Raw genomic sequence first — 12,427 nt, forward strand, 5'->3', positions numbered from 1 at the left:
CTCGCTTGCGGTCAGATCGAATCTTGAACACGGCCGTGCCTCAAACCCAATTCTACTTCGCACGGTCGGTTAATTAAACCAAATCGCGTATTCCAGCAGGCGGCCTTCGAAGATGTTCATCAGGCCGTCCCAGGTGCGTTTGTCGGTGATGGCTCCCTCTTCGAGATAGGGGGCGGCGGCGCTGCCTTGCACCCAGAGGACGAGGTCGAAGCGGCTCGGCTCGGTGAAGACGCGGCGGAGGTTGAGGCCGCGGTCGTCGCCGGTTCGCCAGAAGGGCAGGAGCGTCTTACCTGCCAGGATGGACTCCGCCTCGCGCAGGAAGACGCGCCACGCGGCGATCATTTCCTTTGAGACGCGGGCCTCCGAAATCACACTCTCCTGCCCGGGGTTCGGGAGCCATTCGTGATCGTTGTCCTTCTCCGCCTCGATGGCATCCCAAGTCTTGCTGCTGAGGGCGATGACCTGTTCCAAGTGCTTCAGGCTGCTCCTCAGTCGATCGGGCTCGACGACGGGAAAATTGATCAGATGGATGAAGGCGATGATGTCGGTGATTTGCTCCATGTCTCCAAAGAACGATTGATTCTGACTGGGGGCGCGATGACCGGCAAAGCGATAGGGGGACTTCGTCTTCGGAAAAAAGAGGTGTCCGACGGTTTCGAACAGGTCATGGAAGTCGTGAGCCAGCGCGAAATCATCGAGGGCCATGAGAAGGTGGCAGTATCCGCGCAGCCAGTAGGCGTCGCCGAGGTCGAAGTTGATGACAAACTTCTTCGCCTCTTCTTCCATTGCGCTGCCAGGGCCGTCGCCGCTGAAGACTCGCCATAGCGTCTCCGTTTCGTCCGCCGTGCCGTCGCCGTTGAGGTCGAGTCGAATGAGTCCAAAGTGCAGCGGCATTCGCACCTTCTCGTCGGTGACGCCCGCGAGGCTGGCCTCGGCACGGGCGAGGTCCTCGGCCCACGTGCGCATGATCTTGCGCAAGACGTCGTAGTCGATGTCCTTTGGCGCATCGTTGGGCGGCAGGGGCAGCCTGACGAACATCGCCAGGTCATTCGTGGCGAGGAAGCCGTGCCGCCAGAGGGATTGTGCAAGCGTCTCGACGGCCCGGAGGAACTGCACCGTGCCCAGTTGAAATCGTAGTTCCTGATCGTCGGGCTTTTCCTTGATCGCCTTCTCAACGGCGTCCTGGGCGGCGGCGAGCTTGCCATCCTTGAGGAATGGCTCGATCAGCGGCTCGGCGGCAGAGAGGGTCGAGCGCGCGGTGAGACAGACTGCGACGATGAGGATCAGACGACACAGTTTCATCGGATTTCCTTGCACGAGATTCGTTTCGATGAGGGTTACTCCGTATAAGAACGGCGGATCATACCCGGGCTCACCTTGGCGCGGAGAGGTTGGGTTCGATATACTCTTGCTGTCGGGCGCCGCCGGGCAGGCAGCCTGCAAGGACCCGGTCGGCCTTTCCAGGTTTCTGGACACTTCATCGAAAAGAGCACGCATGGCTACCTTGAAGCAGGTCGGCATGGGACTGGCGATACTGGCGACAATCGCGTCGATGGCGCACGCCGGACCGGGGCCGGACATCGCCGTTTGCAGCATTTCTGATCTTACGCAGTACGGCCGGGAAGGCGCGGTCGGCAGCGGCACGGTCGGGCTTGCGTTTGGGACCTCTCATTACAACGCGGGCACGGTGGGGATTCTGTGGACCAACGCACCGAGCACGAACCATCCGCTCCTGACTCAAAACTTGTATCGGTTGATGACTGTCAACGGGGCGGCACGCTTCGAGCAGATCGGGCAGGCGTGGGTGTTCAACAGCTACTGCCCTTTGCAGAATGCGACCTGCGCGGTGTGCAATCCGGACACGGTCTGCGGACCGACACTCGGGGCCGGGTGCGCTACGCCGCACTCCGCGGGCAGCCACGCCTCTCAGGGGAACCTTTCTTCACGAGGCTTCGTGAATCCGTTTACGGGCGTTTATCCGTCATCGCTCAACAGCCACGCGCATGCTCACACGCCTATTTCGCATCGATTGCAGGTGGATGATGTCGATTTAGCTTTGCCCGGGGCCATCTATTTCGGCGAGTCGCACGCCGTCACGCGCGACGACGCCACGAGCGGCAATCAGGATAACAACGTCGGATATCGACGGTTCCACGTGACCGGGCCGAGTCAGAGCGGTACGTTTGGTTTCCCGGTCATAGGGGGGACGGTGTCTGAGGCACCGGCGATCTACGCGTGGACAACGGCGACGCACGTGGTGGTGGCGCCGACGCCGGGGACGGACGGCGAACTAATCGTGGCGTACGAAGTGACGCCGCTGGTTTCCGGCGGGTATCACTACGAGTACGCCGTCTACAACATGAACAACGACGCAGCGGTAGGCGGCTTCAGCGTGCCGGTGGAGCTGTGTGCGGCGGTGACGAACGTCGGCTTTCACGCCGTGAAGAACCACGCTCCGGAGGCGGACGCGCCGAGCTATTCCAACGATGCGTGGGAAGTGACGCAGTCGGGCGGGGAGATTTCATGGGCGACAGAGGCGTACGCGGCCAATCCGAACGCAAACGCGATTCGCTGGGGCACGATGTACAACTTCCGCTTTGATGCCGCGGAGGCGCCGGTGGCCGCAAGCGCGAGCATCTCCCTGTTCAAAACCGGCGGCAGCGCTTCAGTAGCGATCCTTGCCCCCGGCGCTGCCGCGCCGATCGCGGCGGATATCAACGCCGACTGCCTGGCGGACGATGCCGATGTGTTGACGCTGGTGGATGTGCTTCTTGGGGTGGATGCCGATGAGGTGCACGTTGCCCGAGCGGATGTGGACGGCAGCGGTGGGGCGGACGGCGTCGATATCAGCGCGTTTGTCGCGGCCTACCTGGTCGAGTAGCGCGGCGAGGCCTTGCCGATCCAATCCTCAGCCGCCATCGTCCTGACGCATCCGGTCGCCTACAATCCGCCTTATGGCAGAGCAAGGCGCGGGACAAGGCGGTTTCTCCGGGGCGATCAAGCTCTTTCGATTCTCGGGGATCCAGGTTTATCTTCACTGGTCGTGGGCTGTGGTCGCGATGATCGTGATACAGTCGCGCGGCGATCAGTATGACTCCCGGATATGGAATGCAATTGAGTACGTCTCGCTGTTTGCGATCGTGCTCATGCACGAATTTGGCCATGCCCTGGCATGTCGCAGCGTCGGTGGGCGTGCCGAGCGGATTCTGCTTTGGCCTTTCGGCGGCGTGGCATATGTCGATCCGCCGCGCCGGCCGGGGGCGGTGCTGTGGAGCATCGCCGCCGGTCCGCTGGTCAACGTGGCGCTGATCCCGGTGACGATCGGGGCGGTGATCGGCGTCGAGATGTTCATGCCTTCGGCGTCGAAGGATTTGCGCACGTATCTTGAGATGGTGGCGACGATCAACATTGTCCTGCTGGTCTTTAACATGCTGCCGATCTATCCGCTGGACGGCGGGCAGATTTTTCAGTCCATCCTTTGGTATTTTGTCGGATTCGCGAAGAGTCTGACCGTGGCGTCGATCATAGGGTTGATCGGGGCGGCCGGTGTCGTGGTGGCGGCGGCCGTGATAGGTAATATGTGGCTGGTGCTGCTGGCGATACTGGGCATCTCGCAGAGTTGGCGCGGTCTGCGACATGCCCGACTGCTGGCGAAAATTCTCGCTTTGCCCCGGCATTCGCACGCGAGCTGTCCATCGTGCCGCGAGGCTCCACCGGTCGGCGTTGCATCGCGATGTGCCTGCGGGCAGCCGTTTGACGCGTTCGCCAATTCGGGCGTTTGTCCGCGATGCGGCGGGCCGATCGCGACGGTGATGTGTCCGTACTGCGGCGTGAACCGATCGTATGCCGAGTGGATCATGCCGGGATTGGCGGCGGCGCGACCTGTCGCGTTTCGACCGGTCGGATCGTAACGCGGGGCGGAGTGGCGGCGATCGATCAGTCTCCGAATCGGATGCCCTGTGCCAGCGGTAACTCGGTGGTGTAGTTGACCGTGTTGGTCTGTTGGCGCATGTAGGCCTTCCAACTGTCGCTGCCGGATTCTCGGCCGCCGCCGGTTTCCTTTTCACCGCCGAATGCTCCGCCGATCTCGGCGCCGCTGGTGCCGATGTTGGCGTTGGCGATTCCGCAGTCGCTGCCGGTGCAGGAGAGGAAGCGTTCGGCTTCGAGCAGGTTGCGGGTGAAGATGGCGCTGGACAGGCCCTGCGGGACGCCGTTGTGCAGGCGGATCGCCTCGTCGAGTTCGTTGAAAGCCTGCTCGGCCGTCGACTGGGCGCGGCCGTAACCGATGATGTAGAGAATGGGGGCGAAGGTCTCTTCCTGCACGATCTCGAACTCGTTCTTCGCCTCGGCGATGCAGGGCGTGACGTAGCAGCCGCCGGTGTAGGCGTCGCCGGTGAGTCGCTCGCCGCCGACGAGGACGCGGCCGCCCTCTTTCTTGAGCTTTTCAATGGCCGACTGCATGGCGCCGACTGCTTCGGTGTCGATGAGCGGACCCATCAGGGTGCCTTCATTGAGCGGGTCGCCGATCTTCACCTGTTTGTAGGCGGTGATGAGCCGGTCGGTGAGGGCCTTCTTCACGCTTTCGTGGACGATGATGCGCCGAGTGCTGGTGCAGCGCTGGCCGGCGGTGCCGACGGCGCCGAAGACGATGGCGCGGACGGCGAGATTCATGTCGGCCTCGGGTGTCACGATGATGGCATTGTTGCCGCCGAGCTCCAGGATGGTGCGGCCCAGTCGCTTGCCGACGACTTCGCCGATGCGATAGCCCATGCGGCAGGATCCGGTGGCGGAGATCAGCGGGATGCGGCGGTCCTGAATGAACTTCTCGCCGATGGTGGCGCCGCGGCCGATGAGGAGGCTGAAGATGGCCGGGTCGACGTTTGCCTCTTTGCAGACGCGCTCGGCGATTTTTGTGACAGCGACGGCGGTCAGCGGGGTCTTGCTGGAGGGCTTCCAGACGGTGGCGTTTCCGCAGACGGCCGAAAGGGCCGCGTTCCAGGCCCAGACGGCGACGGGAAAGTTAAAGGCGCTGATGACGCCGACGACGCCGAGGGGATGCCACTGTTCAAACATGCGGTGTCCCGGGCGCTCGCTGTGCATGGAAAGTCCGTAGAGCTGGCGCGAAAGACCGACGGCGAAGTCGCAGATGTCGATCATTTCCTGAACCTCGCCCTCGCCCTCGGCGCGAATCTTGCCCATCTCCAAAGTGACCAGGGCGCCGAGGTCGCGCTTGTGCTCGCGCAGGGCGTTACCCAGCTTGCGGACGAGGTCGCCGCGGACGGGTGCGGGGATCGATCGCCAGGTCTCGAAGGCCTTCTGCGAGGCGGCGATGACTTTTTCATATTCGTCCGGCGTTGCCTGGGTGACAGAGGCGATCACCTTGCCGTTGATGGGCGAGATGGAGTCGAGCTTGGCATCCGAGCCGATCCACGAAGCGCCGTCAAAGACGCCGGGGTTGACCTGCTGCAATCCGAGTTTGCGGAGAATGTCCTGCATGGGTGAATCCTGGTGTGTTGGGAGTTGTCAGAGTCGCGGTCGCCGGGTGAGCCGAAGGCGTCAGGCCTCGGTGTCGGCTTTCTTCTTCTTTTTCTTGCCCTTCTTCTTGACGCTGTCGGCTGATTTTGAATCTTCCTTCTTGCTCTTGACGGGCTGCATCACCAATGAGACGGAGATGTTCTGCGTCTTGGAGACGGTCTGGCCGAGGCCATTGCCTTCGATGCCGAAGTCGGCGAGTTCGACGTCGAACTTGGACTTGATGGAGACCCGCGCGCCGTGCTTCTTGCCGGACTTGCTCTTGCCGGCGGGCAGGTAGGCGATGGTTGATGCAACCTTCAGTTCCTTTTCGTGGCCGTTCATCGCCATTTTGCCGATGAGCATGCCCTTGAGGATTTTTCCGCTCTTCGACTGCTTGCCATCGGGCTCAATGCCGCTGAGGGTGAAGGTGATCATCGGATGGCTCGCCGCATCGACCCAAGGCGCGGCCATCATGTGCTGGTTCTTCGTCTTGTTGCCGGTGTCGAGATCCTTCCAGGCGACTTCGAAGGTGCCGGCGATCTCGGTCAGGTTGTATAGATTGCCCTTGAGGGTTCCGGTAAGGGTTCGCGTCTTGCCCTTGATTGTTTCCTTCGGGGCCTTGGAGATGAAGACGACTTCATTCCGCTTGGACTTGGCATCCAGCTTGAACTCGGCCACTTCATCGGGAGCGACCTTCAGGCCCTCCTTCGGACCGGGCTTCGGCGGTGCGGTCGGCTTTCCCATGCCGCCGGGGACGGGGCCGCCGATCGCCGAAAGGGGCGTCAGCGACATGGCGAGAATAAAGGCGCATCCACGGATCAATCTTGTGCATTTGTTTGTCATGAATCTCAAGCTCCACCCTCGGGACAAGAATCGTCCAATGGCTCACCGGTCGCTCTGTGTCGGAGAAGTCCTATTGTAGTTATTGAGGCGGCTCCATGCCAAGCCCGGGCTTTTGGCGGGCCCGACGTCTTAGAATCGTCCAGCCTGCAAGAATAACTCCGCCGCCGAGGACGGCGGGGCCGGTCGCGTCGAGGAGGCCGAGCACGAACATCGGTTCCTCAACGGTCATGGTGGGCGATTCGCCGGCTTCTTCAAACAGTTCGTCGAGTTGGGCGTCGGTTTCGTTGTCGGCTTCGACTTTTTTCTCAATCAGGACGGTCGTACGCGTGAGAAGATAATGCGGCTCGCCGGAAAGCGCGGTCGCACGGCGGCCGGTGTAGAGTGACGTGCCGATCAGCGCAGCGGAAACCGCGATGTAGGTCGCAAAAACGCGGCGCATCATCGACCAATACGACGAACCTGGTCGCGCATGATCGCCACCGACTCGTCCATGATGTCGGCCTTGACGTCGAGTACCGGACGCAGGCGGATCGACCGCTCGCCGCTTCGCAACACGAGCAGGCCGAGCTCGAAGCAGCCCTTCCAGAACTTGTTGCGCGTCTCGGTGTCCGGCAGGTCGAATGCAAGGAGAAGTCCCCGGCCGCGGACGGCGGAGATGATCGACTCCTCGGCCTGGAGGCTCTGGAGCTGCTGAAGGAAGCGCTCGCCCATGGCGCGGGCGTTATCGACGAGGCGCTCGCTCTCGATGACGTTCATGTAATGCGTCGAACGAACCATGTCGGTGAAATTCCCGCCCCAGGTGGAGTTGATGCGGCTGGAGACCTTGAAGACGTTCTCCGGCACTTCGTCGATGCGCCGGCCGACCATGATGCCGCAGACCTGGGCCTTTTTTCCGAAGGTGAGAATGTCGGGGATGACGTCAAAGTGCTGGAAGCACCAGGTCTTTCCGCTCATGCCCATGCCGGTCTGCACTTCGTCGAAGATGAGCAGCATGTCGTTTTCGTCGCAGATGCGGCGGAGAATGCGCAGCCATTCGGGGCGGAAGTGGTTATCGCCGCCCTCGCACTGAATCGGCTCGGTGATGATCGAGCAGATGCGGTGCGGCCGCGCTTCAATGGCGGCCATGATCTCCTGCTCGGCAGTCTTCTCGGCGGCGACTACCTTCTTGAGTCGCTCCGCCTCGGGCAGTGAATAGTCGAGTCCCGGGCTGCTGACGCGCGGCCAGTCGAATCGGGCGTAATACTTGACCTTGTTGGGGTCGGTGTTGGTCAGGGACATCGTGTAGCCCGTGCGACCGTGGAAGGCGTGGCGGAAGTGAAGGACTTCGGTGCCGATTTCTCCGCGGCCGGCGGCCATGTTCTTGCGCACTTTCCAGTCCATGGCGGTCTTGAGGGCGTTTTCAACGGCCAGGGCCCCGCCCTCGATGAAGAAGTAGCGATCCAACTGCGGGACGCCTACGACGCGATCCAGGGTGCGCACGAATCGGGCATACCGCCGGGTGTAGACGTCTGAATTGGAGACCTTCAGCAGGGCTCCCTCCAGCATGTCTTCACGAACTTCCGGGCGGTCGAAATAGGGGTGGTTGAAGCCGATCGGCATGGACGCGTAAAAGCTGTACAGGTCGATCAGGCTGCGATCGGTATGCGCATCGTAGATGCGGCAGCCGCTGCTTCGTTCGAGATCGAGGACGATCTCAAAACCGTCCACGAGGATGTGCTTCTTCAATTCCGAAACGACTTCATCCGCACCGACAAGCGGCTCAATTTGCGTTTTCATGTCAGACCTCATTCCCGGACTTTTTTGCCTGTTTGAATTCGATTCCCTGATCGGACCTCGCGCCGTGAGCTTCATCGACCCCGGATCGAGCGACCTTAAGGGCGCGCGAATGTGCCCTCCCGAGGCAGCCCGGAGTAGATGGAGGATGAGGATTATTATAGGGAGGCTATTCGTTGAAAACGGACGACATAAACGCGTCGACGCCGATCGAAGTTCGGTGGCACTTGGGGTGGCCCGCGTCGCGTGTGCCGTAGCCCACGCCCGCGGACTCCGTCGTCAGATTGTGGATAATTTCAATCATGGCCACATCGCTCCAAACGAACGGATTGCACTCTGATCATATTTGTCGGCCATTGCTTCGTCAACGATTCAGCGATTGATTCGAATGGCAGGTGCGTTTGAGGGTGTTGGCCTCGCGAAGTCCGCTCGCTACGATCATGATTCGTTGATTCGAAACCGGGGTTTTTCCTTTCACCATCCAATCGGGTGGGCAGGCGCAGCCGTGAATGGTCCAACTCAGTTCCGATGATCTCGGTCGGCTCCTGCTCGCGGTCGGCGTCCTTTTGGCGCTGGCCCGGATTCTGGGTGAGCTTGCGCAGCGCATCGGGCAGCCGGGCATTCTCGGCGAGCTACTCACGGGTATTTTGCTCGGTCCCAGCATCCTTGGGTCGTTGGCTCCGAGAGCACACGACTACCTCTTCCCGGCGTCGGGCCCCTTCGCACTGGCGCTCGACGGGCTTTCAAATGTAGGCGTCGTTCTGTTTCTTCTCGTGGCGGGGATGGAGGTGAATCTCTCCGCGATCTGGCGTCAGGGTAAGAGCGCCCTTTCGGTCAGCATCTCGGGCATCGTGATTCCCTTCGCCATCGGGTTTGTCGCGGGTTGGTTGAGTCCGAGTCTGTTCGGGGCCGACGCTGAGGCTGATCGCCTTGTATTCGCCCTCGTCCTGGCGGCGACGCTTTCCATCTCGGCATTGCCGGTGATTGCCCGGACGCTGATGGACCTCAATCTTTACCGCAGCGATCTCGGCATGATCATCATCGCCGCGGCGATCTTCGATGACCTGGCCGGCTGGATCATCTTCGCGGTTGTCCTCGGCATGATGGGCTCCGTCGACCACGGGCTGAGTACGAATCTCACCATTATGCTCACGCTGCTCTACGTCGGCGTCATGTTGAGCGTCGGGAGGTATCTCGTCCATCAGGCATTGGGATGGATTCAGGCGAACACCTCGTGGCCGGGCGGCGTGCTCGCATTTTCGCTTTCGCTGGCCGTGTTCGGCGCGGCCTTTACGCAGTGGATCGGGGTCCACGCGGTCTTCGGGTCATTCGTCATCGGTGTCGTGATCGGCGATTCGAGTCATCTGCGCGAGCAGACGCGCTTGACGATCAGCCAGTTCGTTTCGTTTGTCTTTGCCCCGCTGTTTTTTGCAAGCATCGGGCTGAAGGTCAACGCTGTCGCCAACTTCGATCCGCTCTTGATCGTGCTGGTCTTTGCCCTTTCGTGTTTCGGCAAAGTGATCGGCTGCGGCGTTGGGGCGCGGCTTGGCGGGATGGGCCGGCGGGAAGCGTGCGCCGTCGGATTTGGGATGAACGCCCGCGGCGTCATGGGCATCATCCTCGGGCTGCTTGCGTTGCAGAACCGCGTCATCTCGGAATCGATGTTCGTGGCGATTGTCATCATGAGCGTGGTCACGTCGATGATCGCCGGACCGGCCATGCGAGTGGTGCTGCGGCTTCGCAAGCGTCGCCAGCTCGCGGACTACATCACGTCGAAATCGTTCGCAGGATGGCTCAAACCGACGGACCGGCGCGAGGCGATCGAGGTCTTGTGCAGGGTCGCCGCGAACAACGGCATATCGGCCGACGTGATTCTTGAGGCGGTGCTCGCGCGCGAGGGCACCATGCCGACGGGGATTGGAAACGGCGTGGCGATTCCTCACGCGCGCATCGAAGGTTTGCAAAGTCCGATTCTGGTGCTGGGGTTGTCGGCGGCCGGCATCGATTTCGACGCTCCGGATGGCGAGCCGTCTCACGTCATCATTCTGATACTCAGTCCGATCAACGACGACGGCGTGCAGTTGCAGATCCTGGCGGACATCGCGCGGACGTTTTCGTCTCCGGCGGCGCGGCGCGAGTTTCTCAAGGTAAACACGTACACCGAGCTGCTGGCGACGCTGCGGTCAACGGCGGACGTCCACGCGTAGTTCCCAGTGGCTGCGGTGCGATCAGGTCAACCGTCGGTTGATTCGGCGATGGAGTCAGGCGTTTCCGGCACATTCTTTCCAGTGCGCTTTCGCACGGCCTCGCGCAGGATGAACTCGATCTGTCCGTTCAGGCTGCGAAGGTCGCTCTCGGCCCATTGCTGGAGCTGCTCCCACAGCTCGTGTGATATCCGCAGCAGAATGGGTTTCTTCGACGCCATCGGGATACTCGATTGGAGGACTGATTCGTCGGCCGCGCTTCGTCAGCTGTACAGTGTTCCCGTGTTGACGACGGGCTGCGCCGCCTGCTCACCGCATAGCACGACGAGGAGGTTGCTGATCATGGCTGCCTTCCGCTCCATGTCCAGTTCGACGATCTTTTCTTTCTCGATGTGCTCGAGCGCCATCTGCACCATGCCGACTGCGCCGTCGACGATCCGGCGGCGGGCCGCGACGATGGCTTCGGCCTGTTGGCGGCGGAGCATCGCGCCGGCGATCTCCGATGCGTAAGCGAGGTGACTGAGCCGCGCTTCTTCGACGACGACGCCGGCCTTGGCGAGGCGCTCCTGCAACTCCTCCGTCAGAGCCGCGGAGACTTCATCGAGACTGCCGCGCAGGGAGAGCTCATTGTCCTCATGGGTGTCGTAGGGATAGCGGCTTGCGAGGTGCCTGACGGCCGACTCGCTTTGAATGTGAACGTAGTTGACGTAGTCGTCCACCTCGAAGACGGCACGGCCTGTATCCTCGACACGCCATACGACGATCGCGGCGATGTCGATGGGATTGCCCCGTGCGTCGTTGACCTTGAGCTTCTCACCGTTGAAGTTGCGAACGCGCAGCGACACCTTGATCTTTTTATAGAATGGGTTGGCCCAGTGAAAGCCCTGCTTGCGGGCCGTGCCCTTGTATTCGCCGAAGAGGATCAGCACGGCCGCAGTGTTGGGCTGAAGGGTGAAGAAGCCGCACCACAGGGTGAAGACGGTCATGCCGAGCAGGCACCACCCGACGATGTGAAGGGCAGGCCATAGACCAGAGATTTCCGGGCCGGCTCCTTTTAGTTGGGCCGCGAGCGAGATGGACCAGACCAGCCCGCAGACCGTGCCGATGGATGCCAGGCATTGAAAGGCCAGCATTCCCCAGCCACTCTTGGGTACCCGTTCGAATTCGCCACTCATGACAATCTCCTTTTATGAGGTCCCTCCTCAGAGGGCCTATACCATAACAATATCACATAGATATCATTGTGCAAATCAGCATCGGGAGAATTGTTGTAAGTCATTGTTTTACATAATAATAATGGCCGTTAATTTCCTGCGTGAATTGGATTCCTGTGGGGCTCTTTGGGGGATCCTTCGCTACGCAGGCCCCATCGGGAGCGGCGGGTCTCGGGTTGCGAAGTCCCTGAGAATCTGCGTAAATCGTCGCCTGCGAACCGACCGGAGTTCGCCCTCGTGTGAGACTAATTGCTGAAAGGCAGATTCGATGAGCCCAGCCTGCACCTTGAGTGATCTGATTCGCCCGGCAAAGGGCGCCAAGCAAGCGACCGTGTTGCGAGACACTGTTCTGGTTATTGGCGGGAGCCTGCTCGTCGCGGTGTGTGCGAAGGTGCAAGCGCCCACATGGCCGGTGCCAATGACGTTACAGCCCTTCGCCGTTCTGCTGGTCGGCGCGGCCCTCGGCAGCCGGCGCGGCGGCCTCGCGATTCTTGCTTATCTATTGGAAGGCGCATCGGGGCTACCTGTCTTTGCTTCTGCACCGTACGGCGGCGCGGCTTATCTCCTGGGACCGACGGCCGGATATCTGCTTGGGTTTGTTCCAGCGGCCTATGTCGTCGGCCTGCTTGCTGAGCGGCGGTGGGATCGTCGATTCGTTTCCACGCTTGCCGCGATGGCAATCGGACAGTCGATCATTCTCGCCTGCGGTTTTGCATGGATGGCGGTGGGTATCGGCGCGAAGGCGGCGTTTGCCACCGGCGTCGTGCCGTTTATCGTCGGCGACAGTCTCAAGATCGCCCTGGCCGCTGTTGCTCTGCCTGGTGCATGGCGAATCATTCATACGATGAGCGGCTCAACCGAACAGCGCGAAGAATGAGA

The 12,427-nt window shown here is 61.3% G+C and carries 11 protein-coding genes; 4 read left to right on the plus strand and 7 right to left on the minus strand.

Going from position 1 to position 12,427, the window contains the following annotated elements:
- Positions 1-69: 69 nt before the first annotated feature.
- On the minus strand, positions 70-1,302 hold the full coding sequence (locus HS101_09800) for a hypothetical protein (GenBank protein ID MBE7506565.1): 1,233 nt from the start codon (positions 1,300-1,302) through the stop codon (positions 70-72).
- Positions 1,303-1,495: 193 nt separating this feature from the next.
- On the opposite strand from HS101_09800, the gene HS101_09805 reads away from it, so the two are divergent.
- Entirely contained in the window at positions 1,496-2,881 is a 1,386-nt protein-coding gene (locus HS101_09805) for a hypothetical protein (GenBank protein MBE7506566.1), read from the plus strand.
- Positions 2,882-2,954: 73 nt separating this feature from the next.
- Entirely contained in the window at positions 2,955-3,911 is a 957-nt protein-coding gene (locus tag HS101_09810; GenBank protein MBE7506567.1) for a M50 family metallopeptidase, read from the plus strand.
- 25 nt (positions 3,912-3,936) lie between these two features.
- Here the strand turns inward: HS101_09810 and HS101_09815 are convergent, their stop codons facing one another.
- From HS101_09815 to HS101_09830, 4 genes are all read right to left on the minus strand, one after another.
- Complete coding sequence (locus HS101_09815; protein MBE7506568.1) at positions 3,937-5,496, minus strand: aldehyde dehydrogenase family protein; 1,560 nt, start codon at positions 5,494-5,496, stop codon at positions 3,937-3,939.
- A gap of 60 nt (positions 5,497-5,556) precedes the next feature.
- On the minus strand, positions 5,557-6,357 hold the full coding sequence (locus HS101_09820) for a YceI family protein (protein ID MBE7506569.1): 801 nt from the start codon (positions 6,355-6,357) through the stop codon (positions 5,557-5,559).
- Positions 6,358-6,436: 79 nt separating this feature from the next.
- Entirely contained in the window at positions 6,437-6,799 is a 363-nt protein-coding gene (locus HS101_09825; protein ID MBE7506570.1) for a hypothetical protein, read from the minus strand.
- Positions 6,796-8,145, minus strand: coding sequence for an L-lysine 6-transaminase (locus tag HS101_09830; GenBank protein MBE7506571.1), 1,350 nt, complete (start codon positions 8,143-8,145; stop codon positions 6,796-6,798). The genes HS101_09825 and HS101_09830 overlap by 4 nt, the downstream gene beginning before the upstream one ends.
- A 494-nt stretch (positions 8,146-8,639) precedes the next feature.
- On the opposite strand from HS101_09830, the gene HS101_09835 reads away from it, so the two are divergent.
- On the plus strand, positions 8,640-10,337 hold the full coding sequence (locus tag HS101_09835) for a cation:proton antiporter (GenBank protein MBE7506572.1): 1,698 nt from the start codon (positions 8,640-8,642) through the stop codon (positions 10,335-10,337).
- A gap of 26 nt (positions 10,338-10,363) precedes the next feature.
- Here HS101_09835 and HS101_09840 read toward each other — a convergent pair whose 3' ends face one another.
- Positions 10,364-10,555, minus strand: a complete 192-nt coding sequence (locus HS101_09840; protein MBE7506573.1) for an Arc family DNA binding domain-containing protein — start codon at positions 10,553-10,555, stop codon at positions 10,364-10,366.
- Positions 10,556-10,597: 42 nt separating this feature from the next.
- Complete coding sequence (locus HS101_09845) at positions 10,598-11,509, minus strand: SPFH domain-containing protein (protein ID MBE7506574.1); 912 nt, start codon at positions 11,507-11,509, stop codon at positions 10,598-10,600.
- A 307-nt stretch (positions 11,510-11,816) separates the two neighbouring features.
- Here HS101_09845 and HS101_09850 point away from each other — a divergent pair, with 307 nt between their 5' ends.
- Positions 11,817-12,425 carry a biotin transporter BioY gene (locus HS101_09850; protein MBE7506575.1) on the plus strand — a complete coding sequence of 203 codons (609 nt, stop codon included), beginning with the start codon at positions 11,817-11,819 and terminating at the stop codon, positions 12,423-12,425.
- Positions 12,426-12,427: the final 2 nt, after the last annotated feature.

Source organism: Planctomycetia bacterium (assembly GCA_015075745.1).
Taxonomy (GTDB): domain Bacteria; phylum Planctomycetota; class Phycisphaerae; order UBA1845; family UTPLA1; genus UTPLA1.